Source organism: Acinetobacter nosocomialis NIPH 2119 (genome assembly GCF_000368085.1).
Taxonomy (GTDB): domain Bacteria; phylum Pseudomonadota; class Gammaproteobacteria; order Pseudomonadales; family Moraxellaceae; genus Acinetobacter; species Acinetobacter nosocomialis.
The window spans coordinates 1,699,221-1,726,196 of the sequence record NZ_KB849239.1 but is presented as its reverse complement, the minus strand read 5'-3'; the positions used below and the strand labels follow the sequence as shown (position 1 = coordinate 1,726,196).

At 35.5% G+C, this 26,976-nt stretch carries 25 protein-coding genes and 3 pseudogenes; 19 read left to right on the top strand and 9 right to left on the bottom strand.

Translation table 11 applies throughout. The features are described from left to right. Positions 1 to 43: 43 nt before the first annotated feature. Complete coding sequence (locus F984_RS12095; protein ID WP_004709677.1) at positions 44 to 1,348, top strand: MFS transporter; 1,305 nt, start codon at positions 44 to 46, stop codon at positions 1,346 to 1,348. A 93-nt stretch (positions 1,349 to 1,441) separates the two neighbouring features. Here F984_RS12095 and F984_RS12090 read toward each other — a convergent pair whose 3' ends face one another. Next, the gene (locus F984_RS12090) at positions 1,442 to 1,879 is read right to left on the bottom strand and encodes a DUF2147 domain-containing protein (protein ID WP_004709676.1); all 438 of its coding nucleotides are present in this window, start codon (positions 1,877 to 1,879) and stop codon (positions 1,442 to 1,444) included. A gap of 521 nt (positions 1,880 to 2,400) precedes the next feature. Between F984_RS12090 and F984_RS12085 the strand changes: the two genes are divergently transcribed. Then, on the top strand, positions 2,401 to 2,871 hold the full coding sequence (locus tag F984_RS12085; protein WP_004709675.1) for a Csu type fimbrial protein: 471 nt from the start codon (positions 2,401 to 2,403) through the stop codon (positions 2,869 to 2,871). A 53-nt stretch (positions 2,872 to 2,924) separates the two neighbouring features. Here F984_RS12085 and F984_RS12080 read toward each other — a convergent pair whose 3' ends face one another. The 3 genes from F984_RS12080 to F984_RS12070 all read right to left on the bottom strand — a co-directional run bounded on the left by F984_RS12080 (position 2,925) and on the right by F984_RS12070 (position 6,528). Beyond that, positions 2,925 to 3,602, bottom strand: a complete 678-nt coding sequence (locus tag F984_RS12080; protein WP_025469327.1) for a hypothetical protein — start codon at positions 3,600 to 3,602, stop codon at positions 2,925 to 2,927. Positions 3,603 to 3,650: 48 nt separating this feature from the next. Beyond that, the gene (locus tag F984_RS12075) at positions 3,651 to 5,822 is read right to left on the bottom strand and encodes a TonB-dependent siderophore receptor (protein ID WP_004709673.1); all 2,172 of its coding nucleotides are present in this window, start codon (positions 5,820 to 5,822) and stop codon (positions 3,651 to 3,653) included. A 385-nt stretch (positions 5,823 to 6,207) separates the two neighbouring features. Continuing rightward, positions 6,208 to 6,528, bottom strand: coding sequence for a pyrimidine/purine nucleoside phosphorylase (locus F984_RS12070; RefSeq protein ID WP_004709670.1), 321 nt, complete (start codon positions 6,526 to 6,528; stop codon positions 6,208 to 6,210). Positions 6,529 to 6,766: 238 nt separating this feature from the next. On the opposite strand from F984_RS12070, the gene F984_RS12065 reads away from it, so the two are divergent. From F984_RS12065 to metC, 3 genes are all read left to right on the top strand, one after another. Continuing rightward, complete coding sequence (locus F984_RS12065) at positions 6,767 to 7,237, top strand: Lrp/AsnC family transcriptional regulator (RefSeq protein ID WP_002054496.1); 471 nt, start codon at positions 6,767 to 6,769, stop codon at positions 7,235 to 7,237. Between the two features lie 41 nt (positions 7,238 to 7,278). Further along, on the top strand, positions 7,279 to 8,007 hold the full coding sequence (locus F984_RS12060) for an AAA family ATPase (protein WP_004709667.1): 729 nt from the start codon (positions 7,279 to 7,281) through the stop codon (positions 8,005 to 8,007). Between the two features lie 240 nt (positions 8,008 to 8,247). Next, on the top strand, positions 8,248 to 9,429 hold the full coding sequence (metC, locus tag F984_RS12055) for a cystathionine beta-lyase (RefSeq protein ID WP_004709665.1): 1,182 nt from the start codon (positions 8,248 to 8,250) through the stop codon (positions 9,427 to 9,429). Positions 9,430 to 9,633: 204 nt separating this feature from the next. Here metC and F984_RS12050 read toward each other — a convergent pair whose 3' ends face one another. Then, positions 9,634 to 10,377, bottom strand: a complete 744-nt coding sequence (locus F984_RS12050) for a type 1 glutamine amidotransferase (protein ID WP_004709663.1) — start codon at positions 10,375 to 10,377, stop codon at positions 9,634 to 9,636. A 754-nt stretch (positions 10,378 to 11,131) separates the two neighbouring features. Between F984_RS12050 and F984_RS12045 the strand changes: the two genes are divergently transcribed. Beyond that, the gene (locus tag F984_RS12045; protein ID WP_002054492.1) at positions 11,132 to 11,344 is read left to right on the top strand and encodes a cold-shock protein; all 213 of its coding nucleotides are present in this window, start codon (positions 11,132 to 11,134) and stop codon (positions 11,342 to 11,344) included. Positions 11,345 to 11,421: 77 nt separating this feature from the next. Here the strand turns inward: F984_RS12045 and F984_RS12040 are convergent, their stop codons facing one another. Continuing rightward, positions 11,422 to 12,450, bottom strand: coding sequence for a MerR family transcriptional regulator (locus tag F984_RS12040; protein ID WP_002054488.1), 1,029 nt, complete (start codon positions 12,448 to 12,450; stop codon positions 11,422 to 11,424). Positions 12,451 to 12,674: 224 nt separating this feature from the next. Here F984_RS12040 and F984_RS12035 point away from each other — a divergent pair, with 224 nt between their 5' ends. Next, positions 12,675 to 13,160: a hypothetical protein gene (locus F984_RS12035; protein WP_004709661.1), complete on the top strand. Its 486-nt coding sequence runs from the start codon at positions 12,675 to 12,677 to the stop codon at positions 13,158 to 13,160. Here the strand turns inward: F984_RS12035 and F984_RS12030 are convergent. Beyond that, positions 13,157 to 13,855 carry a DUF1826 domain-containing protein gene (locus F984_RS12030; protein WP_004709659.1) on the bottom strand — a complete coding sequence of 233 codons (699 nt, stop codon included), beginning with the start codon at positions 13,853 to 13,855 and terminating at the stop codon, positions 13,157 to 13,159. The genes F984_RS12035 and F984_RS12030 overlap by 4 nt on opposite strands. A gap of 244 nt (positions 13,856 to 14,099) precedes the next feature. On the opposite strand from F984_RS12030, the gene F984_RS12025 reads away from it, so the two are divergent. The 3 genes from F984_RS12025 to F984_RS12020 all read left to right on the top strand — a co-directional run bounded on the left by F984_RS12025 (position 14,100) and on the right by F984_RS12020 (position 16,111). Then, on the top strand, positions 14,100 to 15,050 hold the full coding sequence (locus tag F984_RS12025; protein WP_004709657.1) for a 3-hydroxyacyl-CoA dehydrogenase NAD-binding domain-containing protein: 951 nt from the start codon (positions 14,100 to 14,102) through the stop codon (positions 15,048 to 15,050). Positions 15,051 to 15,206: 156 nt separating this feature from the next. Beyond that, the gene (locus tag F984_RS22465) at positions 15,207 to 15,401 is read left to right on the top strand and encodes a hypothetical protein (RefSeq protein WP_004709656.1); all 195 of its coding nucleotides are present in this window, start codon (positions 15,207 to 15,209) and stop codon (positions 15,399 to 15,401) included. Positions 15,402 to 15,652: 251 nt separating this feature from the next. Continuing rightward, positions 15,653 to 16,111 (top strand): hypothetical protein, encoded by a 459-nt coding sequence (locus F984_RS12020; protein WP_002054486.1) that lies wholly within the window; start codon positions 15,653 to 15,655, stop codon positions 16,109 to 16,111. 94 nt (positions 16,112 to 16,205) lie between these two features. On the opposite strand, the gene F984_RS12015 is transcribed toward F984_RS12020, so the two are convergent. Together F984_RS12015 and F984_RS12010 are read right to left on the bottom strand one after the other, a co-directional pair. Further along, on the bottom strand, positions 16,206 to 16,634 hold the full coding sequence (locus F984_RS12015; RefSeq protein WP_004709653.1) for a GNAT family N-acetyltransferase: 429 nt from the start codon (positions 16,632 to 16,634) through the stop codon (positions 16,206 to 16,208). A gap of 19 nt (positions 16,635 to 16,653) precedes the next feature. Further along, a complete protein-coding gene (locus tag F984_RS12010; RefSeq protein WP_025469326.1) occupies positions 16,654 to 16,998 on the bottom strand; it encodes a hypothetical protein in 345 nt (114 codons plus the stop codon). Between the two features lie 8 nt (positions 16,999 to 17,006). On the opposite strand from F984_RS12010, the pseudogene F984_RS12005 reads away from it, so the two are divergent. The 9 genes and pseudogenes from F984_RS12005 to F984_RS22450 all read left to right on the top strand — a co-directional run. Continuing rightward, a pseudogene (locus F984_RS12005) lies at positions 17,007 to 18,584 on the top strand (DUF2345 domain-containing protein); the annotation flags it as partial. Between the two features lie 19 nt (positions 18,585 to 18,603). Next, complete coding sequence (locus F984_RS12000; RefSeq protein ID WP_004709647.1) at positions 18,604 to 23,505, top strand: RHS repeat-associated core domain-containing protein; 4,902 nt, start codon at positions 18,604 to 18,606, stop codon at positions 23,503 to 23,505. Positions 23,506 to 23,513: 8 nt separating this feature from the next. Continuing rightward, positions 23,514 to 23,843, top strand: coding sequence for an immunity protein Imm33 domain-containing protein (locus F984_RS11995; RefSeq protein ID WP_004709646.1), 330 nt, complete (start codon positions 23,514 to 23,516; stop codon positions 23,841 to 23,843). A gap of 195 nt (positions 23,844 to 24,038) precedes the next feature. Then, a pseudogene (locus F984_RS23030) lies at positions 24,039 to 24,454 on the top strand (RHS repeat domain-containing protein); the annotation flags it as partial. 80 nt (positions 24,455 to 24,534) lie between these two features. Further along, positions 24,535 to 24,759 carry a hypothetical protein gene (locus F984_RS11990; protein ID WP_004709644.1) on the top strand — a complete coding sequence of 75 codons (225 nt, stop codon included), beginning with the start codon at positions 24,535 to 24,537 and terminating at the stop codon, positions 24,757 to 24,759. 73 nt (positions 24,760 to 24,832) lie between these two features. Then, complete coding sequence (locus F984_RS11985) at positions 24,833 to 25,486, top strand: hypothetical protein (RefSeq protein WP_004709642.1); 654 nt, start codon at positions 24,833 to 24,835, stop codon at positions 25,484 to 25,486. A gap of 150 nt (positions 25,487 to 25,636) precedes the next feature. After that, on the top strand, positions 25,637 to 26,050 hold the full coding sequence (locus tag F984_RS11980; RefSeq protein ID WP_004709641.1) for a hypothetical protein: 414 nt from the start codon (positions 25,637 to 25,639) through the stop codon (positions 26,048 to 26,050). Between the two features lie 16 nt (positions 26,051 to 26,066). Then, positions 26,067 to 26,552: pseudogene (locus F984_RS22455) on the top strand (polymorphic toxin type 30 domain-containing protein); the annotation flags it as partial. A gap of 1 nt (position 26,553) precedes the next feature. Continuing rightward, complete coding sequence (locus F984_RS22450; protein ID WP_004709639.1) at positions 26,554 to 26,919, top strand: hypothetical protein; 366 nt, start codon at positions 26,554 to 26,556, stop codon at positions 26,917 to 26,919. Positions 26,920 to 26,976: the final 57 nt, after the last annotated feature.

The window sequence follows — 26,976 nt, the reverse complement described above, 5'->3', positions numbered from 1 at the left end:
AAAATGGAATTAATTTAAAGCGCGTCATGGAGAAGGGAATACCATGAAAGAAGTTGCATTAAGTGATTTGATCAATCAGCAGAAAGTTGGGCGTTATCAAAAATTTATTCTGGTCACCTGTTTATTGCTGATGATTATGGATGGTTATGACATTCAGTCCATGGCTTACGCTGCTCCAATGATTATAGAAGACTGGGGCGTTCAAAAAACCATGCTCGGCGTTGTGTTTAGCGCAAGCTTATTTGGTTTATTTGTCGGATCATTTTTATTAAGTTCACTTTCTGATCGGTTTGGCCGCCGTCCCATACTGCTCATCTCGACCTTTATGTTTTCGATATTAATGTTGTTAACACCACATGTAGGCAATATCGAGCAATTGACCGTAATTCGCTTTATTACAGGAGTTTTTTTAGGCGGTATCATGCCAAATGTGATGGCTTATAGCTCCGAAATAGTTCCATATAAATCTCGTATTTTTACCATGATGGTTATATCTTGTGGCTATACGGTTGGGGCAATGCTAGGGGGCGGTATATCAGCCTTATTGGTTCCTTGGGGCGGTTGGCAGTCGATTTTCTATTTTGGCGGAATTATCCCTTTAATTATTTTCTTTATTACATTCTTTAAAATGCCAGAGTCTTTATATTTTTTGAGTGAAGACAACAAAAACACCCCTAAAATTTTATTTTGGTTAAAGAAGTTTTATCCCGCACTAACGTTTAATTCAGAAATAAAAATCATTAATAACACTGAAGTTGAGGTTAAAAAGTCGCCGCTAGAGTTGTTTAAAAATAAGCGTGCGTTTTTTACCTATTCCATCTGGATCATCAGTATTTTAAATATGATCAGCCTTTATTTCCTGTCGAACTGGCTACCGACTTTGGCCAAAGAGTCAGGGCTATCATTAAATCAGGCATTAATGATCGGCTCCACCCTACAATTAGGCGGTACAATCGGTAGTGTTGTGATGGGCCTTAAAATTGATAAGACTGGATTTTATAAAGTATTAATTCCTGTTTTTTTGGTCGCAGTGATTAGTGTTGCTTTAATTGGCTATGCTGTTAGCCATATCGTTTTATTGTTTATAATTATATTTATTGCTGGCTTTGCCATTGTTGGTGGGCAACCTGCCATTAATGCTTTGTCTGCCAGTTATTACCCAGTTTCACTTCGTACTACAGGGGTGGGTTGGAGTATCGGAATTGCCCGTTTGGGTTCGGTTATTGGGCCGTTATTTGGCGGGTATCTTTCTCAATTTCTGGTTATTACCCAATTATTTGTGATTGCTGCAATACCTTCGTTATTCGTAATTATCACACTCATAATTCAGGCTAAGTACCGATCATAACACTGTCTACATACATAATTTTTACATTACATATAGACCGTATTTATGATCGGTGAGTAGCTACAGGGCGTTGATCAAAAGCTACTTTATGAATTATTTAACTCGGTACCATGTTTGGTTTCGACCAATTGCAGAAATACCAATATAGCCACGCGCGGTAAGTTTTTCACCATCTGGTGATACAGTTACACTAAAGCGATAGGTTGTGTCTGACTGTGGGTCAAGAATAGACCCTTTGTCATATTTGTTTTGACCAATATTTTTTAAATTTTTGACAATGGTTAAACCAATTAAAGATTTGTTTTTATAAGTACCTTCACACATCGTACATTTATTGGCTTCACTTGTAACAAGGATTTTTTCAATATTTGCAGTGAGAAGACCGTTTTTATCTTCGCTAAACTTTACCAAAGCTCTAGGCTGATGGGTTTCATCATCAATGGTTTTCCAAACAGTGCCATTGAGTTTGTCCGAAGCAAAGGAATGAATCGAATAAAAGCTAAGTAAAATTAATAATAAATATTTTTTCATATCAATGGATTCTCGAATTAAAAGTGGAAGGTTTTAAAGGCTTTAGACGTGTATTTTAAATTTAACATTACAGTTCTATAAGTGTTAAATCTATAAGCACAAACAATATTAAATTTTATAAAATATTTTCTATTATATTATTTTTATCGGTTTTTTATGTAATGGCTAAAATAGTCAGAATTATTGGGTTTTTAGGCAGTCTTTCATTGGGTATTAAGTAAACAATATGCAGCTCAGATCAGACAATCGGTTTTTAAAAATAATTAGAAAAAGTGCCAAAGAAATTAATTTATAGTGGATGAAAATAAAAAACATTAACTACTTTTTAAACTAAATTAAATTACGTTTAATTCATCACAAATTATAAGATTAATATGAAAATCATGTGATTATTATCGATTGACAGTAGGCAATATTAAGTTTTATAACTAAAAGACCCTGAAACTGTTTCTTTAGTAAAACAGAAAAATGACAATATAAAGATGAGTAGAAAATAGAACAAAAAAAGATAAGGAGAAGAAATGAAAGTCATTAAGTACGCCTTATTTTCCCTTATGGGAATGCTGATAATAAATAGCGCACATGCTGGAAATGCATCTACCTCATTAAAAGTGAGTTTAACCATTGTAGACACTTGCGAAGTTTCAACCCAAGGAAATCTAGATTTTGGTACAGTTGTACGTGCGCAGCCAGTTTCAGCCACAAGAACCGATGTCTCTGTCCAATGCAGCAAAAATACACCGTATCAAGTCGCCGTCACCTCAGACAATAACTTTGAGCTTAAGTCTGCTGCAAGCACGGCTTCTGTGGCATATGTCCTGTATCAGGATGCTGGTCATACTCAAATTTGGGGCGGGGCAGGAAGTAAAATACACTCAGGTGTTGCAACGGGAATGAAAGAAAATATTCCTATACATGGGGTAATTACATCAAGTACCAATGTTCAGGCTACAAAGTATGAGGATTGGGTGCGCGTAAATGTCGTCTATTAATTGCAGCTCGCCAAAGTGTTATAAAAACCTTGAGAGCTGCATCATAAATGGTTTTATTTATGGGTAAGCCATTGAATTGAGGCATCAAACAGCTTTAAACCATCGTCAGATAGATTGGTAAAGGTGTCATTGTTAAGGAAGAACATAAGACGCTTTGCAGGCGCTAAAGATTCATAATCCATTGTTGCACCTTTCTCATATCCCCAAATGGCTACTTTTTCAGGTTGACCATAAATCGTTGCAATAATGGTGGCACCTAAACCGGGCTTGCCCCAACTCATAGGCGCTTGAGCCTTATATACATTGCGAGTTCCAGCAGGAAGCTGTGCAGAGAGGGGATGCGGTGCATTGACTAGCCACAAATAACGTTCTTTCTCGACTTCGCCAAAATCGGTATTAATACGTTTACCGGTCATAGCCAAATCATCAAGGTAGTCGTTTTCCCATGTCATGATTGGAAGGGGAAGTTGACGCCAACCAGGTTGAAGGTTTTTAGAAGCAACAGTAGAAGAGATAATGACTAAATCTGTGTTCTTTAAACTGTTTGGTGAAACAGATTGATCTAACACCTCAACTTGATAGCCCTTGCTTTGCAAGTATTTTTGAATCGCAATATCTGTACTCGCCGAGGCACCTTTAACTTGAGAGATCAAGGCAATTCGCGTTTGAGCATAAACAGCAGAGCTAAACAATGTGCCAATCAACACTACGATAGAAAGAAGCTTTTTCATATTGATTTCAAAAGAGCAGCGATTTAGGCACTGCTCTAATCCCATGTTTTAAAATTTAAAGGTTGCACGTAATACCGCTTGGCGAGAATCACCTTGAGACACGGCCAAATTATTTACACTGGCTGTGTAGTAGGTTTTGTCAAAGATATTATTTAAATTAAATTGGAACGTAACTGCTTGTTTGGCAATGGTCGTGTCATAACTGACAAAAGCATTGGCAAGGGTATAGTCAGGCAGGTCAAAGGTATTTTCCGAATCCCCAGCACGTTTACCAACATAATTACCGCTTATACCAAAACGTAAATTACCGTTGTAAAGTTCGCCATAGTTATACGCTAGTGCCAAAGATGCAGTATTTTTCGCTACATTATTTAAGCGATTGCCCTCAAGGCCACTTTCATCTTCAGTTACTTTCGCATCTGTATAAGCATAGGTAAGGGTCGCATCAAGCTGATCGGTTACACGTCCTGTTAGGTCGAGTTCAGCACCTTTAGAACGTACTGCACCTGTAGTATGCAGTTCAACTTCACCAGTTGATGAGTTAGTCACTTTAGCTAAAACGTTACGTTTTTTAATGTCGTAGAGTGCAAAGTTTGCTTTAACACGGTCATTTAACTCATATTTCGCACCAACTTCATAAGACTTGGCTTGTTCCGGTTGAACATCAGAGTTAATAACAGCATCGCCACCCAAAGGTGCAATAGAAGAAGACGGCTTAAGTGACTCGGTATAACTACCATAGAATGAAAGCTGGTCATTCCATTTATAAACTAAACCTGCATGTGGAAGCCAAGCATCATCATTGGTGTTGGTATTTTCTTTAAATGGTCTGCCACGGCCAGCAGTTTGCTGATAGTTCAGGTAACGTCCACCCAGTACAGCAATCCATTTTTCATTTAGGTGAATTGCATCTTGTACATAAAAACCATAGGTATGCAGTTTATCGGTTTGATCACTATCTGATGCAACAACGTTTTGAGATGGTTCGACAGTTCCAAAACTTGGATTTAAATAATCTAAAGTTGAGGTATTGCCACGAACCATATCTGGACGGAAATACTTACGGTATTCGATGTCTGAACCGAATTGAATATCATGCTTTAAACCGAACAGGTTGGTTGAACCATTGATGTAAGCTTGAGCATTACTATCTACGCTTTGTGCATTTAAAGTCGCATCGGTACGGCGTGTCACGGTGTGTTTAGTTGTATCTAACTTGGTCACACGTAACTGGTTGGCATCATAAGTTTCGTAGTTGTAGGTATAACCAAAGTGAGCCGACCAGTTATCATTAATTTGATGGTCAACTAACAATTGCGCCAAATGATCTTCACCTTTCATTTGGTTAAAAGCTTCATCTAGACGTTGGTATTTAGAGATCGGTAGGGCTTTATTGGTTTTCGGGTCAAAAACGGTAGAGCGGTCAAAAGGTACATCAAAGTGACGATATTGATAACTCAGGTTCACTTTAGTTTGACCATTATCCCATGCTACAGACGGAGCAATTAAAGTCTGTTTGAGATTACCAAAATTACGCCAGTAGTCCGCATCAGAATGATCGGCAATAAAGCGATAAGCAAAGTTACTGTCACCAATTGCACCCGTAGTATCTATGCTTGCACCTAAACCATTTTTGCCCGCAGCAAAGCTTGAGCCGTAAACGGAAAGTTCAGTTTTCTGAGTCGTCTCAGGTTTCTTTGTAATGACATTGACCACACCACCCGGGTCCATAATGCCATAGAGCAATGAAGATGGACCTTTTAAGACTTCAACTTGTTCAACTGCCGCATTCATGGTTCGGCCTTGCACAATTGGCATACCATTTACGGTAATTGAACCGTCACGGTTATCACCAAAGCCGCGTTTCATTACGGTGTCTTGTGTACCACCTAAAGTATTACCCTGCGTAATGCCGCTGACTTGGGTCAGTGCATTGTCCAAGTTCGCAGGTAAATAATCTTTCATGTATTGCTTAGATACAACGTTTACAGTTTGCGGGCTTTCTAGATTTTTTTGTTTGCCTCTTAGCGTCGACGCCGTTTGTGTTGCGATATAACTTGTGTCTGCTTCAGCCTGAACCTTAATCGTTTCTAGTTGTGCCGGTTGAATTGCGGTTGCTTCTGCCCAAGACATCATTGGAATGAGCGATAAAAGTAAGGGGCTACTATGTTTTAAAATTTCAACAGTAATTAAATTTTTACGTGGGGAGAAAGCAAACATAAGTATACCTAAGTGATATAAAAATCGTGAAAGGCTAAAAAAGAGCGACTATTCAAGCGAACAAACAGGAGTGCCGACTAGACTCAAAAAAAGTGAGTAAAGTATATATAAATGAGACTCATTTGCAATGGTTTGGAGTGAATAAAGGGGTGGGAAAAATTAATAATAATTTAACTTTTTAATTAGATTATCTTTTTACTGTCAGATCATGCAGGTTTTATTACTGGTCAAGTTCTCAATGTTGATGGGGGTGGAAGCTTATAGATAATCGTAACAATGCTTAGGTACTGAAAATTTAAACTTCATCTTGTCTAATTTTTGAAAAATATAGGAAGGTTCATAGAAAAACCACATCCTATGAAAGGTATGACTTTGTAATGTTGATTCATTCTAAATGGCAGACGTAATCAATCACTTCATCTGTAATAATTTTAAATTTACTATTTTCTGGAACCTTAAAAGATTCACCACTTGAATAGATTTTAGTCTCCGGATCATCGCCAATTTGAACACTGCATTTACCCGAAATGATCTCAATGCGTTCCGAAACGTGGGTTTTAAAAGTTAAAGCTTTTTCTGTTGGAAGAATCACCCCTAAAGTCTTTTTTGTACCATCTTCAAGTTCAATAACATGACTAATGGAGTGTCCCTCGTAATGAACATTCGCTTTTTTTGTTATAGAAACAGCATCAAATTGATTTGGCATTTTTCTTGTCTCTTTTATTGTACCGAATATGTACAAGATAATAATAAAAGCTCATCTCAACTTTCAAGCTTTAAAAATAGATTGTTAGATGGACACTAGAAATAAATGCATTTCGAATATGAGGTGATTGTTTAAAATGTAGGGCAAATATCTTTTTATTAAAATTAGAATAATAATTTAATATGTTGTTTATTGATTTGATTTATTGCAAATACATTGTGCAGAGAAGCTTGAAGGTATGAAGTTAAATTTAGATAAATATGACCGTGTAATATTAGATCTTCTACAGAAGGACTGCACATTGGCAATCGGTGATATTGCTGAAAAAGTGGGATTAAGCAATACGGCTTGCTGGCGCAGAATACATAAGATGGAAGAAGAAGGTATTATTCGTGCAAAAGTCGCTTTGCTAGATCGTAAAAAACTCAATATTAATGTGATTGTGATGGTGTTTATTAAAACTGCACAACACAATATTGAGTGGATTGAGAAATTTCACTCTCATATCTATAACATAGATGAAGTGATTGAAGTGTATAGAATGGCAGGTGAAACAGATTATTTACTTAAAGTCGCCGTGTCGGATGTTGCTGAATATGATAAAGTTTATAAAAAATTAATTGAAATTAAAGGGTTGGCTGATGTGAGTTCGAGTTTTGCCATGGAGCAAATTAAATATACAACAGAACTTCCTTTAAATTTTTTCTAATAAAAACTGAAGATACTATTAAAAATTAAGGACCAGCCAAAATGCTAGAAGCTAAACCTTATTTACGTTCGGTACAAATTAAAGCAAATATGCATGCAGACTGGTCAATTTATCCATTTTCGATACCAGCCGTTAATGATATTGAACAATTAACCTTCCATCCAGACGTTACTTTTTTTGTTGGCGAAAATGGTTCTGGTAAGTCGACTATTATGGAAGCCATCGCTTTGGCACTTGGCTTTTCCGAAGAAGGCGGCACTCTAAACGTGCGGCTTAATTCAGCCAGTAGTTCATCAAATTTATTTCAATATTTAAGAATGATTAAAAGCTTTAAAAAGCCGAAAGACTATTATTTTTTAAGAGCTGAGAGTTATTACAATATCGGCACATATATGAATGAATTGAACTATGTAAAAAGTTATGGTGGCAATATCCATGCTTGTTCACATGGTGAAAGTTTTTTAAAGTTGCTCACTCATAAACTACAAGGTGAGGGGCTTTATTTATTAGATGAACCTGAAGCTGCTCTTTCACCTACTATGCAATTTGTAGCTTTGTCGGCTATTCATGAATTATGCAAAAACCAGTCACAACTGATTATTGCAACGCATTCCCCAATTTTACTAGCTTACCCTAACGCTAAAATCTATCAATTTTCTGACACAGGGATTCGTGAAATCCAGTATGAACAAACGGAACATTTCCGTGTGACACATGATTTTTTAAATAATTACCAAAAGCGTATCCAGCAAATCATAGATGAAGGATAGTGTGAGAAGTACCTTTCATAACAGCAAGTCTGAACAACAAGTAGATCAATGCATAGAGCGTTATAAAATAATATTTTACCCTAAGAAATAAATGTTGGATTTAAATTCTAATTTTAAGTAAAAATAGGAAATATAAATCTAATTTAAAGATAAAAAGTAGAAAAAATTAAAATTTATATCCATGGAAACCTCACTATCATGAATTGGTAATAAAGTTGATATGTTTCTCGGAATATAAAAGTGAATCAATTCAGTACAGATGTCATTAATTTAGGACGAACACCTGAGCGTTTTGATGGTCTAGTCAACACACCTGTTTTTCGTGGTTCTACTATTGTTGTAAATAGCTTTAGTGAGTGGGAAGAATTTAAGCGAAATGGTGGGGTATATCGACATTATGGCCGTTTCGGCGCCGCAACAGCTAAATCTTTTGAAAGTGCAATCTGTGCGCTTGAAGGCGGTGCGGGTAGTATGGTATTTCCATCTGGGTTGTCGGCATGTACACATGCACTTATGGCTTGTGTAGAGGCAAATAGTCATGTCTTGATTGCCGATAATATCTATGGTCCAACACGAAATTTTGCTGACAATATATTAGTTCGAATGGGGGTAAGTGTTGAATATTTTGACTCTACCAATCTTGAAGCATTAGCTGAAAAAATTAATGATCGTACCACTGCGGTGTTTATTGAGTCACCCGGTTCAATGACATTTGAATTGAGTGATGTTGCAGCGATTTCTACAATTAGTCATCAATACGGCGCAAAAGTATTAGTCGATAACTCTTGGGCAACGCCATTACTTTTTCAACCATTAAAGCACGGTGCTGATATTTCTATTCAGTCCGTAACCAAATACATTGGTGGCCATTCTGACATACTCATGGGCGTGGCTACTGCAAATGCCGAAACATACCAACAACTCACTAAAACTGGACATTTGTTTGGTGAAACTACAAGCCCAGACGACATTTATTTGGCATCACGTGGCTTGCGAAGTTTAGCGGTAAGGTTAAAGCAGCATCAAGATAGTGCTTTAACTATTGCCCGATTTCTAGCAACACATCCGGCTATTAAAGAAGTGCTTCATCCTGCTTTAGAAACAAGTCCTTATCATGATTTGTGGTTGAGAGATTTTGATGGTTCATCTGGAGTATTTGCTTTTTACTTAAAAGAATCTGAACCTTCATATGTGCAAAAATTCTTTGATTCGTTGCAATTATTTCATATTGGTTTGTCTTGGGGAGGGTTTGAAAGTTTGATTTTACCTGTTGGGCAAGCTTATCGAACACATACCAATTTACCTAAAGATGGTTATTTAGTGCGCTTAAATATTGGGCTGGAATCGGTGGTCGATTTACAAAAAGATTTGCAATATGCCCTACAGTGTGCAGAACAAATGCGTGTTGAAAGTGTTATATAGCCGTCTTAAAACCTAAAAGCTAATTTTCTGCACGTCAGCTGCTTCATGTGTGACAGACGCTATCATTTTGTTAGATCTTGGCTATCAGTATAGCGACCATCTATTACTTGGGATTTTGTTGCTGTGAAATTATGTTCGTTTACTGTCGGTGCAAAATGGAATTTAAAATTTATAGATCATCTAATTTTATGAAAGAAAGCCCTATTAAAAGGGCTTTGCTGTGATTGAGTTAAGTTTTAAATACTCATCTTTTAATTTATCTAGGAAAATAAACAAGTTTTGATTCATTTCTTGATAGTCATGATTTCTCAATTCCTCACGGGTATTAACAAATTTATAAGCAGGGGCTTGGTCGAGTTCAGTTGCTGAGTGTTGAATGAGTAGTTCAACGACTTCAGGCGTTAGCTCCATATGACACTGTAAACCGTAAACTAATTTCGAATACTCCACGATTTGCCGCGGACAACCTGCACTAAAAGCAATAATTTTGGCATTGCTTGTTAACCCGGGCATGTCATTGTGCCAGTGGCCAACTTCTGTCATTTTTCCTAAGTGTGAAAATAGAGAATCTTTAACGCCATACTCAGTCAGCATGATAGGAAACTTACCAATCTCTCTTTCAGGACTATGTTCAAATTGACTACCCAAAGCTTCACCAATGAGTTGTGAACCCAAACATATACCTAACACAACTTTATTCGCCTCTATAGCTTTCTTTATGACAGCTTGTTCTGCGAGCGAATTAAAATGAGGGCACATTTCAACTGTCGTATCAGGACTTTGTGGACCACCCATCACAATAAGAAAATCAATATGTTCAACTGTAGAGGGTAATTGTTCGTTTAAATACACTCTTGAATATGTCATTTCAAAGTTATTAGTTTGCCCCCAAATTTCATATGCACCCGGTGCTTCAAAATCTTCATGAACAATAAAATGTAGGCGCATAATAGTCCTCAAAATTTAAAGAGTGTAGAGATAGATTCATTGCTAGATATAAGCCATCTATAGGTTACGAAGCCTATGGCCTAATGAATACATCCAGTTTTTTAAAGTTATATGGTCCAGTGAGAGTAGAGAGTGTTTAAATTAAATAAATTTGGCAGGAGCCTATATGTTTTAAACATAGTTTTAACGGAATTGGTTAAAATATATTAAAGACGAGAATTTTTTATTTTAAATTTAATGTGATTTATATTTATTCTAATAGATTTTTAAAAAATTATTATGTTGCCCTATATTTGTGAAATGAAAATATATGGAATAGATCTAAATACTAATAATATTAATGTATATTATAGAGGAGGGTGGATAGATAACCTAAGTTATTGTAATTAATAAACACAGAGAGTGTAAGTCAAACTTTCAAATGATTATAAATATCATTTTTTAAAAGTCTCTATAACAAATAAAATGTTATATGTTTAGATAATAATGTGTAATTATTTGTACAGATGTAAACAAATATTTAGAATAACCGTAATAAATAATTCATATAAAATGTTTGTATAAGTGATTTTTTAGTGTATAATTAGCTTAACTAGAAAAAAGACTTATTAGTTTAGTAAATCCTCTTTTAGTATCGAAGCTTTATTCATAATCCTCCGTTTTTAAGATCTTAAGCTCAATTCGTTATTTTTTCCAAGTTAAACCCGTCATGTCTCATGACTTTAAGTTCTTAAAATTCAATAGGATGTATATCATGTCTAACAACACAGCTACTGGTACAGTTAAGTGGTTCAACGAAACTAAAGGTTTCGGTTTCATTCAACAAGATTCAGGTCCAGACGTTTTTGCTCACTTCAAAGAAATCGCATCTTCTGGCTTCAAAACTTTACATGAAGGTCAACGTGTGACTTTTAATGTTGTGCAAGGTCAAAAAGGCCCTAGCGCTACTAACATTATTCCACAGTAATGATTTCTGTAGAATAAATAAAAAAGCCCTCTAAAGAGGGCTTTTTTTTGTCAATAAGATTTAGCTTTTCCTTATAACTAGGCACTACGCATTAAGGCTGCTACGGCTTTTTCCAGAAATTGTAGAGTAACTGGTTTGAGCCAAGTACCGTCAGCAAGGCTTGGTTCATTTTGCATTGCAGTACGAATTTTTGCTTGAGTACTTGGGTTATTGCCAGCATACCCTTGTAACATAGCAAGCCATTGTTTTGCTAAACGCTGCGCGCCTTCACTATCTGGTTTGACCTCGGCATCAATCAATTTTTCAATATCGACCAATAATTGAGGCCATTTTTTCATCTCACGAATGTAATTTTCTTTGAGAAAATTAAACTCATCATCTGATAAATAACGGGCAAAAATACTCAACTTACTTTCAGAAAATGCTTGAAGTAAAAACTCAACAACTTCGGGTGTTACCCCTAATTTTTCCTGAAATTCAGGCTCGGCTGAATTTATGGTATTTAATTTAACAAGCCATTCTGGGTTAGCCCTCGTATTATGCTCAAGAGTTTTCATCCACTTTCGTGCTAAATCTTGAGCTGCTTCACTATTAAATGGTTCACCTGCATTAAATAATGCATTTGCTGCCAGTGTTAATTCTTGCCACTCTTGATGACTTTTAGTACCTGCTTGTAAGAAAGTAAGTTTTTCAAGCTCTTCTTTTGTAAAGTATTTCTCAAACATTGCTATAAGCTCCAGTGTTTTTAGCCAATCCTCCAATCCAAGCTCTTCACCACTTATAAGTTGAGATTTCAATTTGCTGAGTTGATTTCGCAAATTCTTTTGCTCGTTCAATCTCTGATCTATTGCTTGAATCTGCTGATCAATAATTGGTAGAAGTGCAAGATTGGGGTCTTCAAGAACCGTATGGATTTCGGCTAACGACATTCCCAGTCCCCGTAATGCTTGAATCTGATGCAAACGGGTAATGTCTTTACGGGTATATAGTCGATAACCAGCATCGGAACGGACCGAAGGCTGAAGTAAACCGATATCGTCATAGTGATGAAGAGCACGGACAGTAAGTCCTGTTTGCTTAGCCAATTCACCAACTTTTAACAGCATCTTTTTGCTCCTTCTTCCTTAGGTGTGTTTTATGCTAGGGGCTTACGTTACGTGAGGGTCAACTACTTTAAATCATAATTTTTAATTTTTTGCTTGATTGGAGTAAGTTACTACGTTGAGTAGGTCTATAATTAACGCAATAAAAGTAGTTCCGTCTACTATAAAAGATGAATGATATAAGAAAGCTCTCATCTAGTATTGAAGTAACTCAGGAATAAAAGGGTATGTTAATTCAATTAGAACTAATATCAGAACTAGATATTACGCAGTTGCGACAATACGATGATGAATATGACAATGAAATTAGTGTGTTAGCTGACATTTGTGCTGAATTTTCTAAGAATAAACTCAATCAGTTTAAGATTCAGGCTTTTTCAAATGAGCTTTGGCCTGTAGATATCGAAACTGATCTGGTTGTTTTTTTAGAGCAATTACCTGCTTGTATAAGAGAAATAAATTTAGGATCTGATTGTTCAGTTGATTTATATGAGCAGGGAATAAATAGAGAAATTTTATTTAAATTTAATCAAGGAAATTATACTTGCTATGGGCAAAGTCATGATGGAACTTGGACACCTAGCTATGTTGAAAATGTCAGTCAATCAGATTTATTAAAAATGTTGCGAGCTTTCTTGAATGATTTTTTGTCAGCTTTAAAATATAAGCATTCTAATAAATATCTTTTACAGTGGTTAAGTGGTAATACTTAACAAATCAACAGCAACCGATATTCACCGTCATTTTCAACGGGTGCTCTATGCACACACGGTAAAACCTTTTGAGTGGGATGGTCTACTGCCAAACGCCACAAGTGTCCCGTACCTAAATTTATAGGTTGTGCATTGGGTTTAGGTTGATAATGTAAATCAAAGAAATACTCTGCTAAAAAGCTTTCAAATTCGGCTTCTGACCCGTCGTGTAAAGCTCTAAGCTTTTCTCTAATTTCTGGAATTAAAACTTTTTGTTCAACTTGATCATTAGGCACAATATCGCTAGCTGCACCGTGATAAGTACATAAGAACGTATCGGTTTCAATAGGGGAGCGATCAACGTGAAATGAATAGACATCTGTTGAAATAAAATCTAGCTCATCATCACGCTCATAATATTTAAGTAAGTTCAGTACAGGTGATGCACCCATATCAGTTAAGAGCTGTATGTCCTTTAAAATAATGTCTCGAGCCAAATCACCTTGTTCTGAAAGCGGCAGTGCTAATAAATCTTCAATAGAAATTTCAGTAATATTTTCTTTTAACTGAAGTTTTGCCACAATTTCTTTAAAGTCGCCTGCCAAATTTCTGGCCCAACAAATAGCGTTCTTATCCCCCTGAAACTGTGTATTTACAAGTTCAGCAAAAGTAGTTACCACTTCAACTTGTTTGTGCTCAGAAAGTGTATTGGTCATATTAAAGTTAAATCGCTCAAAAACCTGCTAATCATACACGTTTAGCGCTTATAGAGCTGTAATGCTCAACCACAATTTCAGCATTTGAAATGCAAGAAAAGTACAATAAATATATGATCTTTAGTTTCAGTTTACCTATTATAAAATGGCTTTGATGAACTGAGAAAAGATGAGAAGTCGACATTTTTATAATTGGATAAGTCAAAAAGGGAAGTCTTAAAAGCAATAGGTTCGCGAGGAAAATATGGAAGAAATTAAAACAATTGGTGTGGTTGGTGTCGGTGTCATTGGTGCAAGCTGGACAGCTTTATTTTTATATAAAGGCTTTAAAGTAAAGGTATATGACCCTTACCCAATAGATGAACAGTTATTTAAAAAAAGACTACAAGCAAATTTGAAAGATTTAAGCGATTTAGATTTACAAACGCAACCTAGCCGTCATTTACAAGACGTTTTGTCAAATCTAGAGCTTTATAACAACCTAAAAGATGCAGTAACCGATGTCGATTTTATTCAAGAAAATGCACCGGAACGTTTGGACATAAAGCAAAAGTTATATCAAGACATCACGTCATATTGTCCAGAAAAAACGCTGATTGCCTCAAGTTCTTCTGGTCTAAAAGTTTCTGATTTTCAAAAAGAGGCAACTCATCCGGAGCGTATTTTTTTAGGTCATCCATTTAACCCACCTCATCTATTACCTTTGGTTGAAATAGTCGGTGGAAAATTAACAGATCCGCAAATTTTAAAGAAAGCTTCCGAGTTTTATCAAAGTTTGGGTAAGCATCCGATTATTTTAAATAAAGAAGTAAAAGGTCATGTTGCAAACCGTTTGCAAGCAGCATTATGGCGAGAAGCATTTTCACTGGTGAAAGAAGGTGTGTGTTCAGCCGAAGATGTTGATATCGCAATTACCAGTGGGCCAGGGCTGAGATGGGCATTATTTGGCCCTTATATAAATATGGAGCTTGCAAACCAGAAGGGTTTTAAAGAGGCAATTCATCACTTAGGACCACCTATGACTGAATGGTGGAATGATATGCAGACGTTTCAGCATTCTGATGAAACTACAGAGATGCTAGAAGCACAAACAAAAGAGCTTTTAACCCACTATAAACATATCGACTTATCTCAAAAAAGAGATAAAGGTCTGGTCGATATTTTAAAGCTGAGACAGCAATTAAAGTTGGATTAAGCTAATTTTTAACAGGTGCCAAACAATGCTTTACTGTGATGTTTGGCTTTTATATTGTTGTGTATTTCGGTAGTATTCTTACTCTTCTTTCTGCTCGAAAACTAAAAAGCCTGTTCTATTTATAAGCTTTTTAGCCTCATCAATTTACTAGGACATATGAAACGTTACTACAAGCAAACTGAATCGGTAGTTTCTCAATGGACGACCGAACAAGACTGTTTTTTAATAGAAAATAATTCTCTTTCTATTGATGAGTTGAAACAACATCTGCCATTTTCTGAAGAAGAAATTAGGGTGCGTAGATCAGTTTTAGGACTGGTAAGACGCGATCAGCAAATGAGATTATATTAATTTACCAAATGGTAAATTTTAATTGAAAATAAATGTTTCAAAAGAAGAGAATAATTTAAAAAATATTGCGGAGGATTTAACAAAACCATAATTTTTTTCGGTGTTTTTTTGGTGCAACTTACAGAAAGCTTTAACTACTTACATTCAACAATAATAACATTTCACTCCTTAACATTTGTTTCACCATAATCAGAACCATAAATCATTTTAAGATCAAAACTTTATAACAATTGAGATTGAGGAGGTTAAAAATGCCAAAATATTTAGCCGTGGCTGAAAAGGTTTATAAGAATATTAAAAAAGATGACTTATTCACCAATGACCTTACACAAAATCTGAATTGTTTAATCAGTCAGATTCGTAAGGCCATTAAAGGAACTGAATTCAAACTTAAGTTTAATTATATCGATTTTGATGAGCAATTAACTAAACCGCTTAGTGAGTGCAAGGTTAAAGTTGATGTAAGTGTAATGCCAAAGTTTGAAAATGAAGGAGAGTATTTACTCTGGTTAGCCAGTTTTATTGAGCGGGTTACAGAAGGAGGAAAACCTAAATTCCCGCCAATTTCACAGTTAATCCCACACGGATTTAAAATGTCTAAAGAATCACTTCCTGTGACAGTTGCTCCTCCAAAAGAAGAGCATGCAGATATGATCATTAATTATTTTAAATCTGAAGATTTTATGAAATCTAATAAAGCTCCTTCATAAAAGAATATAGAAGTATTCGTCCACCATACTTCTATATACCTGCTGGTTATACTCAGCGACCGCCTTCTGGGGCGGTTTTTTTATGGGTATTACCTCATTCACTTCTTTGTAAAAGTAAAACAGGTTTGTCGTAATTACTATTACACCACTCATGTTTTTTGAGTACAGCTTTGGGAACCTGAACCATATCTTTTACAGGGTTAAAACCCATTGATCCGTAAAAGCCTTCCAGTTCAGCAAAGGGTAAACAGTAAAGCTTGGAAAATTCCGAGTTTTTAATTAGAAAATCGACCACTTTACGAGCAATTCCTAACCCTTCATTGCCAGGAAAAACATAAATTCCACCGAGTTCACCGCTGTTCGAATCAATGGAGACAACTCTACCTTGACCAACAATTTTCTCACCAATAGAAGCTAGTACAATAAGTTCATCTTTATGTGATGGTACAAAATCAACCTCGGCATAACGTTCGTTTATAGCTTTGAGATCGGTAGCGTTAGCAAGTCTTAATAAAATTTCCATGATATTTTTTTTAGTACCATTAATTTAAAGGAGGGGGTAAAAAATGAAGCTTTCCTCTATGGAAATACTTTTTTCCCTTATAGGATAAGCACGAGGTATAGTCAGTGTCGATCATGAGCGTTACAGTTTCTGTTTTTGCACTTATTGCATAGTAGAGATCATATTGCTCTTCTGTTTTAACAGTAACTATTTTGCCATTTGATAGAATAGCCTCAGCAGCTTCTAAGTCAGTCTTATGTTTATATATATCAATACTTTCTTGCTCTTTCCACCATTGAATAATATCTTCAATATTTTCAAAAAGGCTATACCAAAGAACTTCTAACGCTCCCTCATCCACTGCTACGGGTATAATTAATGACATCTTAATCAGAGGCACAGCGTCATCCAACCAAATTTGATAACAAAGGTAAACTTCCCGATACTAAAAAGCTGAGTGGTATCCGTTCCAAAGAAGTCTCAGGTGGTGGTTTTGGACAACTCAGATTTGATGATACACCGGGGCAAATTAGTACCCAGCTACAAAGCAGTCATGGTGCAAGCCAGTTAAATCTGGGGAAACTCAGTCATCCTAAAGATAAAGCGGAAAGTGAAGACCGCGGAGAGGGTTTTGAACTGCGTACGGACCAATGGGGAGCTTTGCGCGCGGGCCAAGGTTTATTGGTGTCTACCCATAAACAGGATAATGCCAAAGGTGAACACCTTGATGCCGAAGTTGCGAAAAAGCAACTTGAGGGTAGTCAAACGAATAGTAAAGCACTGAGTGACATCGCTAAAAACCAGAAAACCGATGAAATAGAATCGATTGAACAGTTAAAAGATTTTGCCTCACAAATTCAGCAGCAAATCGCTAAATTTGAAAAAGCTTTACTGCTTTTAAGTTCCCCAGATGGCATAGCTTTGAGTACGTCCGAGGATATTCATATCTCGGCTGATGCACAAATCAATCAGATTGCTGGAGACAGCATTAATATAAGTACTCAAAAAAATGTGATTGCACATGCCCAAAATAGGCTCAGCCTTTTTGCTGCTCAGAGCGGACTAAAAGCGGTCGCTGCACAAGGCAAGGTAGAAATACAAGCCCAGTCAGATGCTTTAGATGTGCTTGCTAATAAAGGTATTACCATTTCTTCGACAGAAGATAGGATTGAAATTAGTAGTCCTAAAGAAATTGTAATTACTGGTGCAAGTTCACAAATTACCTTAAATGGTTCAGGAATCTTTCCGAAAACTGGCGGGAAATTTCAGGTCAATGCCGGACAGCATGTGTTCCAAGGCGGCGCATCCGCAAGTGTTCAATCTAGTTTGCCACCACCACCAAAACGTGGGCAAGGCGTACTTGAGTTGTTCCATGAATATGCACATGGTGAGTTTGTTAAACAAGGCGGTTATACAGTGACTGATTCGTTAGGGAAACAGTTCAAAGGACAACTGGATGATAAAGGTTTTGTTCGTGTTTCGGGGTTAGCTACAGGTTCAGCCAAAGTTATATTTGAAGAAGATAAGCGTAATCCTTGGGATGAGGCTAGTGATTTTAAGCGTCCTCCTATGTGGCCAAGTGATAATGATACAAGTGCTCAAACTTTAATGGGTAAAGCAGATAGTGTTTTGAAAGGTGCAGTGACAGAAGCTAAAAAAGCTTTAGGTCAAACATTCACAAATCCAAGTTCAATTATGAGAACTATCGATACTGCTAAGCAATTAAAAGAAAATGGTGCAAGCGCATTGTTGCCGATGGTGCAACAAGGTGTTGAATCACATTTAACGAGTCAATTGACCAATTTTTCTTCTAAGGTTTTAAGCCAAAGTTCGACAGGGCAAGGATGGATGCATGGGAAAACTAACCCCGTTGCTCCAGTTACCAGCGGATTAAATGTAAATCCATTAAGGGCCCAAGACTCGAAAAATACAGAGACTGCTCTTAATCCTATGAATTTTAAGTTTAAATAAGAATTGAGAATTTATAAAAATGCCAACAGCACCAAAAACTACTTCTCAAGCGAAAGCAAAGCCAAGTGTGAGAACAAATACCGGACAGGTTGCGGTAGTACCTTTAAATAAATTGTATGCTGCTGATGTTAAAGCAGGTATGAATAAAATTGATTCATGGCTAAAAACGAATACCAAAGGTTATGTCGATTTAAATACGATTAAAAGTACTCTTGGCACGCTGCCAGTCATTGGAAATGCAATTGCTTTAGTCGATGCAATTTATGATGTTATAGACATTAGTAAAAAGCCTAGCCCAGCTTTTACAGATTGGTTGAATTTGGGACTGGATGTTATTGGTATTATTCCAGCACCGCCAACCATGGCAACAATGCGAATGAGCCTAAGACCTACGTTGAATTTGGTTAGACAAAAGGCGAAAGGCACAATTTCTGATACGATTCTGGTCATTCTGAGCGATCATTTAAATGAAAGAATTGCTGGGGAATTAGATCAATTCGCGAAAAATGCCCAACCCCTTGTCAACCAGATGTTGCAAAATTGTGGAACAAAAATTACAGCTATCAGTAATGATTTTGCTAATGGAATTCAAAAAGTACTTAATGGAAAAGTATATAGCTCTGCTGGTAATTTAAAAAATGCCCAAAAACAATTAAACAAAGTTAACTTAAATAATTTACAACGCAACCCTAAAGCAACGATATCAAATGCTGTTGATGGGCTCGTAAATATTTGGAAAGCAGGCGTAAAAGAACAAATAAATACCGTTGCCAAAGGTGTATCTGCTGTTGTGCCTGCTAGTGCAACACAACCTATCCAGAATGCAATCACTTCCATTCGTGTTTTTGGTAGAAAAGCACCTACATATTTAATGGCTTTGGCAGATCCAGCGAAAGCAATGAGTATCGCTTGGCTACTCAATGTTTTGCTTAAAGCTGTGCAGAAGTTCAAACTAAAGGGTGCAAAGACTGCAAATATTAAACCTACACAAGTCACTGAAAAAAGAAGACAAAAACCAAACGGAGAGCTTGAGAAAGCTAATGTTCAAGCAAAGTCAAAGAATAATCCGAGTGAAACTGTATGTGCAGTAAATTTAAGGGGTGGTAAAAGTAAACCTAAATCTACCTCTGGTACAAAAAGAAATATTACCTATGCTTTAGGTACAGAGTATTTAACTCATCAAGATGCTTATGTGTCATCAATTTTAAGCTTTGTATTAACTCGGAAATATGCGTCTAATCTTTATCAATTAGATCGTGGGGAGTTTGGTGCAAGATGGATAACACCGTTTACAACCCGTATTGTTCCACAGAGTGAATATATTGAAGAGACAGAGGAACGCGCTGGATATTTAAAACACTTAAGTGGTTTTGAGTTTATTGGAGCAGATGCTCGTCCAATTAAGTTACCAAACCTTAAAGTAGGTGAGAGTTTCCATAATAAAACTGAAGATTTTTACTATAGTGTAATTTCTGAAAAAGTTCAGATGATCTCTTATCAAAAAGAAGAGAAACACTTGTTTGAAAAATATCAGGATGGTTATCGACTTTCAGCCATAGAATACAAGAATGGACTTACTTTAGCGGTACGTTATGACCACCACTTCGAAGGTCGAAGTTTTATTTCAGATATTGTTATTAAAGAAAAACAAAAACAGTTGATTCATGTTGCATTTAAGGTAACTGCTTCTGGAAGAATTGAAGATGTATGGCTAGTTGAAAATGGTCAGCTTGCTCGACCACTTGCGAGTTATAACTACAATGAAAAAGGCGATTTGGTTGAAGCGATTACCGAAAATGGGGCGAGCTATCATTACCAATATGACCATCATCTTTTAACTCGTTATACCGATCTTACAGGTCGGGGTATGAACCTTGAATATGATGGTGTCGAACCAACGTCTAAGGCTTATCATGAATGGGCGGATGATGGCAGTTCAGATACAACTTTACAGTGGGACGAAAATATTCGTCTAACGTATGTGACAGATGCTTATGGAGCCGAGACTTGGTATTACTACGATATTGAAGGCTATACCTACCGTATTATTTATCCTGATGGGCTGGAAGAGTGGTTCTTCCGTGATGACTTTGGCCGTGTAACCAAGCATGTAGACACTGATGCAGCGGTGACTATTTATGATTATGATGAGCACGGCAATATTGTATCTATGACTCAACCAGATGGTTCCCTTTTACATTATGCTTATGATGAAAACCGTCAGCTTATAGGTATAGTAGATACTGAAGAGGGGCGCTGGTTTAGAGAATATGATGCGGCTGGAAACATTACCAAAGAAACCGACCCACTGAAGCGTGAAACACAATATAGCTATAACGGTTTAGGTTTACTTACTTCAATTAAAGATCCTAAAGGTGGCACTAAAACCTTAAGTTATGACGACCAAGGCAATTTAATTAGTTATATCGATTGTTCTGGTAAAGAAACCAAATGGACTTACGACAAAAAAGGTCGAGTTGTTGCAAGAGAAAATGCTTTAAAGCAAAAAGTTGAATATTTTTATAGTGATCTAACAGTTGAGCAACGTGAACCAGTTATTAAAGGTTTACCTCTAAATGCTTTTGGGCAACTTGAAAAGATTAAACATGCTGATGGCACAGAAGAACACTTCATTCATGATGCTGAAGGGCGTTTACTGGCACATATAGATCCGAAACAGAATATCACCAGATATGAATATGATGCGGCAGGTTTAATTGCATCACGAACAGATGCGCTCAATCATAAACTTAAATATGAGTGGGATAAGCTTAATCGTCTCAAGCGCCTAATTAATGAAAATGGTGCCAGTTATCAGTTCTTCTATGACGTCGCAAGCCGACTTGTTAAAGAAATTGATTTTGATGGTAAAGAAACCCTTTATAACTATGACGAAACAGACGGAAACCTTGTTAGTAGTGTTGAAGTCGCTTCTATGCATGGTCAAGATTTACGAGATCGAATTGCACCGAAAGACCGTATTCAAAAGTTTCTTTTCGATAGCATGGGGCGCTTAGAACAGCGTACAGCAGGTTATGGCTATGTTGAGCATGATTTAGAGCAACAATTAGTTGAAGAATTTGCTTACGATAGTAATGGCAATCTTATTCAGGCCAAAAATGCTGAAAGCAACCTACAGTGGTATTACGATGCTGTAGGCAATGTAATTCGTGAACATCATCAAGACTATAAAACCAAGAAAACTGGAGTCTGGAAACACAGTTATGATGAAATTAATGATCGAATAAAGACTGTGCGTCCAGATGGACAAAAGATTGACTGGTTAACTTATGGTTCAGGTCATGTTCATAGCTTGATCGTGAACGGCCAAGATGTTGTAAGTTTCGAGCGTGATGATTTACACCGTGAAATCGCACGTCACTATGCCAACGGAATTAGCCAAGAACAACATTACGATACGATGGGACGTTTAACCCAGCAAAATATTGTTAATGGTCATGAGTTTGGGTATCCGTCAAATGAACAAGTTAGCCAGACCCAGAACAATGCAATTCAAGAAACCCAACAGTTGATTCAACGTTTATATCAGTACGATAAAACTGGTCAATTAATAGGAATTAATGATACGCGTAGGGGGAATATCAATTATAAATATGACCCAGTTGGGCGTTTGCTTGAGGCTAGCAGTAAGTTAGGTAAAGAAACATTTAGTTTTGACCCTGCGAGTAACATTCTAGATTCATATCATAGTCAGAAAGCTCAAAGCCATTCACAAAAGCTAGATGAAACAGGCTATGGTTATAATCGTTTGGTTAATAACGTAGTTAAAGAATATCTAGATCAACAATACCAATATGATGTTTATGGACAACTGGTTTGCCAGAAATCAACCAAGGGTAATTTATATCTTGAGTGGGATGCATGTGGGCGACTGATTAAAAGTCGTAATGCTGAATATACGGCAGAGTACCGCTATGATGCGTTAGGACGCCGTATTCAAAAACGAAGTAAACATCATCATACCGGTGATGAGCATAACATCATTTATGGATGGGATGGCAATACTCTTGCTTATGAGTCGAATGAACAAATTACCAAGCATTATATATATGAGAAAGATTCATTTGTACCACTGGCACAGGCTGTTTATGCAGAAGAAATAGAGCTTCATCAAACACCTGACTGGGCAGATAAGCCTTATAGTTTACAACGTGACCCATTATGGAAAGTAACCAAAACTGCAAAAGACTTTAAAGATTTTTGGTTCTATCATTGTGATCATTTGGGTACACCACAAGAAATGACGGATCATACAGGTGCGGTCATTTGGAAAGCTGAATATAAGGCTTGGGGTGAGTGTAAAGCTGAAAAAGCTAAATCTAACTTCTTTGAAGACTCTGAGATTATCAGTAATAATATCCGTTTCCAAGGACAGTATTTCGACCAAGAAACAGGGCTTCATTACAACCGTTATCGTTATTATTCACCGTATGTAGGGCGTTTTATTTCCAAAGACCCGATTGGATTATTGGGTGGAGATAATGTATATGCATATGCGCCGAATCCTAATAATTGGATAGATCCACTAGGCTTAAATAAATATACTAAAGACGGGAAAGGTAACACTATTCAATTAGATGCTTATGGTATTCCTGACAAAGAGAAATTTGAACCAAATCCTAATATTACAAAGCCTTATAAACGACCAGTCGGTACTACAAGTAGTCAAAGAAAGTCAGTACAAGGAATGGCATGTGTGGTATGTGGTTGTACTAAAGGGGTGCAAATACCCGATCATAAAGATGCACTAGTAGTTGAATATTATCGAGATGGGAAAAATGATTTGACTTTACAAAATGATGTAAAGGCAGTACAACCTCATTGTCGCAGCTGCTCTTCGACTCAAGGTGGTAAAGCCTCGGGTTTTTCTAAGGCAATGAACAAAAAATTAGGGTTTTAGGTATAAATATGTCCGTAACTGAAATGCAAAAAAATATATGTAAAAAATTTAATTCTAAGTTTGTGAAACCTTCGGAAAATGAAATGGTTGCTGTAGCTTTAGATTCATTGGGAAAAATACCAATTACAGGAATACGCAATATACTTGAAGAAGGAGAAAATATCTCATGGTTTTTCTATTGTGGAGAATTTTCTGAAGATGATGATTTCTTTAAACCAATGCATATATCTCATTTAGAAAACTATCTTCCCGAAGTTATTCCTTATTTAGCATTAGAAGAAGGTTTTAGATTTGTAATAGATAAACAGGGTTACGAAGATGTATGGAAAGAAGAATAGATACTAAATTTATATTTTTTAACTTATAAGATATTTAGTATAATAACTCATTTCTATGAAGACTCTTTAGGATGCTACTGTAAATAACTAAGTGATTCAAGAAATGAGTTATTAAAAAGATAACGTCTCTGTACAACAAATGAATATTTTAACTAAAATACTAAAATAATTTTAAGAAATAAAATTAATATTAAAAATCAAACCTTAGATTGGTCAGATAGATATTATAATATACACCGAGCCCCGCTTTGGGAAATTGAAAAACAGGGTAAAGAATTTGATGATGTATGGTTCTATCACTGCGACCATTTAGGCACACCGCAAGAAATGACGGATCATACAGGTTCGGTCATTTGGAAAGCTGAATATAAGGCTTGGAGTGAGTGTTGAGCAAATCTAACTTCTTTAAAGACTCTGAGATCATCAGTAATAATATCCGTTTCCACGGGCAGTATTTCGACCAATAAACAGGGCTTCATTACAACCGTTATCGTTATTATTCACCGTATGTAGGGCGTTTTATTTCCAAAGACCCGATTGGATTATTGGGTGGAGATAATGTATATGCGTATGCACCAAATCCAGTGAGTTGGATTGATCCTTTGGGATTAATACTACTAATCAAATTAGAAGAGATTCAACTAAAGGTGATAAAGAGTTTTCAGCAAATCGAGCTGCAAGAAGAGAAGCCATGCGTCAAGCTGGTTTACCAACCTCACAAAGTTATACTAGTTCTTTAAAATTTATGAGAAATGACTCATCTGGTAAACCTATGTATATTGAAAATATAAAAATAAATGGTTCTGGGAAACAATATAATGATAAATTGCAGTTACATCCACAAGGGCATGTTTTTAAAGATAAAAACCCAGTTGAATATGAGAAACCACATTATCACGTAGTAAAAATGGCGTAAAACAAGATGGTCATTTAACTTATGATAATGGTAATGCTAGATCTACAAATAAATATGGAGGCGATGACCATAGATGCTAAAGTGTTCTTTTGATGTTATACCAGAATTTCTTAAACTTCCTGATTATTTTAAAAAGGAATCAGTAGTAATTATTCTTGGGGGAAAAAATGAATTTATTGATTTTTTTACGAAAAATATTAATGACTATCTCTTAACTGAAAGTTTTAAAATTAATTATTCAACCCAAATTATTGATTTAGAATCAATGGAAAAAGTGATTAATTTTAAAGGAGCATTTGGGCAAAATAAGATGTTTAAATATAATAAAGTAAAGGTATATAGTGAAAAATTTTATATAGATAATAACTTATATATTTATGATATAGCTTATTATCATGATTATGTGGAGGAAAATATGAATCTGTTTAAAGGCGGTTTTTCAGGATTTTCTTTTTTCTCAAAAAAATATGAAGACAAGAAGAAATATATTTTTTCAATTGATTTCCAAAATGATTTTTTTGGTAATATTTATATAAATTTTGATAATAAGTTTATAAATAATTGCCATGAAGTAGATGATATAAATAAAGAGGATATAGAAGAGATCTATTTAAATGGATCTGCAAGAGTTTTAGGGGTTGATTTTTTTGAAAGATATACTAATTTAAAAAAAGACGAAAAGATAATTATAAAAAATGAAATTGATAAAATAATCTTAAAGGAGTAGACCTTTATTTATAATAAGTGAAAAGTGTAACTATACTATCCAAAAGGTAAATAATTATCAAAGATGATCATTATTTTTCTTACTACTTAATTTAAGTAGTAATCTTTTGATAATTTTTTTTAAAGTATATGATAGTAGGGAAATTAAGAGTTGGATAATTTGATAGACCAATTATATGATTTGGAACTAGAGCAAGCATATTTTGTATACATAAAATTTTGCTATAAAATAATACCTTTATTAAATAATATTAATTCAGAATATATTGTAGAGTCTATTCAAAAAGCTAAGTCCTTCTGGTTTGATAGCAAAAGTAATATTGATGAAAAAGAGATAATTAATAGAAGAGTAAAAATATTAAAATATATGGAAGAGAAAGATATTGACTTTAATATTAATAGTGAGCCTGAACTAAAGTTTTCTATTATACCTTTATGGACTAAACCACCTTCTGAAGATATAGGTGATAGCTTAGATTGGGCTTTTACATTACTTAAAGTAATTAATATACCAGATGATATTGTTAAAACTAAACTATATGAAGCTTTAAATGATATACCTTAGGAAATAATGAAATTATTATATAGGGCATTTTATTTCCAAAGACTCGATTGGATTACTGGGTGGAGATAATGTATATGCATATGCACCAAATCCAATAGTATGGGTTGATCCTCTTGGATTAACCTGTGAATTAATTAGAAATACAATTAAAAAAGAAGATGGAACTGATTTAATTAGTATTCCTCAAGATGCTAAAAGACGTAAACTCACTCCACCAGCAGGTACAACTGATGATTATGGATATGAATATAAGTGGTCAACAGATAAAGGAACAACCCAGACTGTCCGAATACATGGACCTGATGATCATGCACCAAATGGGGCAAATGCAAAGGATGGTTGGATAGTTAGGGTAATGGATGGTAAAAAAAGTATGGATGTAAATGGGAATTATCATCCACCTGGAATATTTAACTCTAATAGTCCAAGTTATGATCCAGTTAAAATTAATGATGTACATATCCCTATTAAAAAACCAACGGTATTCCCAGGAGGAAACTAATATGGAGTTTAATATTCTTGATAAATTAAAGAGTCTTAAGGAAAATTCTTTAAATACAGGATCTTTGTTTGAGGAGTTAGGTGGGATTTCAGATTTATTTTCTCCTTATTTGACTGAAAAAATATTTGAAAATGAAATTTTAACTAATATATGGAATATTTTAATATATATATATATTCATAACCCAAATAAAGAAAATAGATTAGAAGCATTATCTGTTATGTATGATTTTTATATCTATACTGTAAATATAGGTTTTTCTATAGATAAAAAAGAATTAAATGAACAGTATCTTAAATTGCATGGCAACCATGAGTTAGATCAAGAATCTAAGGAAATTTTAGAAGAAATTTTATTTGATATTTAATGTTAAAAGAATTATAAATTGACAGCTATTTATAATTAAAAAAGCTGTCAATTTATA

What these genes read in the sequence shown, in the direction of transcription:
- F984_RS12030 (WP_004709659.1), bottom strand. Translation starts at nt 13,855, where the DNA reads ATGACCAATACACTTTCTGAGCACAAACAAGTTGAAGTGGTAACTACT.
- F984_RS12070 (WP_004709670.1), bottom strand. Translation starts at nt 6,528, where the DNA reads ATGCCAAATCAATTTGATGCTGTTTCTATAACAAAAAAAGCGAATGTT.
- F984_RS22450 (WP_004709639.1), top strand. Translation starts at nt 26,554, where the DNA reads ATGGAGTTTAATATTCTTGATAAATTAAAGAGTCTTAAGGAAAATTCT.
- F984_RS12060 (WP_004709667.1), top strand. Translation starts at nt 7,279, where the DNA reads ATGCTAGAAGCTAAACCTTATTTACGTTCGGTACAAATTAAAGCAAAT.
- F984_RS12050 (WP_004709663.1), bottom strand. Translation starts at nt 10,377, where the DNA reads ATGCGCCTACATTTTATTGTTCATGAAGATTTTGAAGCACCGGGTGCA.
- F984_RS12075 (WP_004709673.1), bottom strand. Translation starts at nt 5,822, where the DNA reads ATGTTTGCTTTCTCCCCACGTAAAAATTTAATTACTGTTGAAATTTTA.
- F984_RS12015 (WP_004709653.1), bottom strand. Translation starts at nt 16,634, where the DNA reads ATGGAAATTTTATTAAGACTTGCTAACGCTACCGATCTCAAAGCTATA.
- F984_RS12035 (WP_004709661.1), top strand. Translation starts at nt 12,675, where the DNA reads ATGTTAATTCAATTAGAACTAATATCAGAACTAGATATTACGCAGTTG.
- F984_RS12025 (WP_004709657.1), top strand. Translation starts at nt 14,100, where the DNA reads ATGGAAGAAATTAAAACAATTGGTGTGGTTGGTGTCGGTGTCATTGGT.
- F984_RS12085 (WP_004709675.1), top strand. Translation starts at nt 2,401, where the DNA reads ATGAAAGTCATTAAGTACGCCTTATTTTCCCTTATGGGAATGCTGATA.
- F984_RS12000 (WP_004709647.1), top strand. Translation starts at nt 18,604, where the DNA reads ATGCCAACAGCACCAAAAACTACTTCTCAAGCGAAAGCAAAGCCAAGT.
- F984_RS12090 (WP_004709676.1), bottom strand. Translation starts at nt 1,879, where the DNA reads ATGAAAAAATATTTATTATTAATTTTACTTAGCTTTTATTCGATTCAT.
- F984_RS11985 (WP_004709642.1), top strand. Translation starts at nt 24,833, where the DNA reads ATGCTAAAGTGTTCTTTTGATGTTATACCAGAATTTCTTAAACTTCCT.
- F984_RS12010 (WP_025469326.1), bottom strand. Translation starts at nt 16,998, where the DNA reads ATGTCATTAATTATACCCGTAGCAGTGGATGAGGGAGCGTTAGAAGTT.
- F984_RS12020 (WP_002054486.1), top strand. Translation starts at nt 15,653, where the DNA reads ATGCCAAAATATTTAGCCGTGGCTGAAAAGGTTTATAAGAATATTAAA.
- F984_RS12045 (WP_002054492.1), top strand. Translation starts at nt 11,132, where the DNA reads ATGTCTAACAACACAGCTACTGGTACAGTTAAGTGGTTCAACGAAACT.
- F984_RS11990 (WP_004709644.1), top strand. Translation starts at nt 24,535, where the DNA reads ATGCGTCAAGCTGGTTTACCAACCTCACAAAGTTATACTAGTTCTTTA.
- F984_RS12040 (WP_002054488.1), bottom strand. Translation starts at nt 12,450, where the DNA reads ATGCTGTTAAAAGTTGGTGAATTGGCTAAGCAAACAGGACTTACTGTC.
- F984_RS12065 (WP_002054496.1), top strand. Translation starts at nt 6,767, where the DNA reads ATGAAGTTAAATTTAGATAAATATGACCGTGTAATATTAGATCTTCTA.
- F984_RS22465 (WP_004709656.1), top strand. Translation starts at nt 15,207, where the DNA reads ATGAAACGTTACTACAAGCAAACTGAATCGGTAGTTTCTCAATGGACG.
- F984_RS12080 (WP_025469327.1), bottom strand. Translation starts at nt 3,602, where the DNA reads ATGAAAAAGCTTCTTTCTATCGTAGTGTTGATTGGCACATTGTTTAGC.
- F984_RS11995 (WP_004709646.1), top strand. Translation starts at nt 23,514, where the DNA reads ATGTCCGTAACTGAAATGCAAAAAAATATATGTAAAAAATTTAATTCT.
- F984_RS12095 (WP_004709677.1), top strand. Translation starts at nt 44, where the DNA reads ATGAAAGAAGTTGCATTAAGTGATTTGATCAATCAGCAGAAAGTTGGG.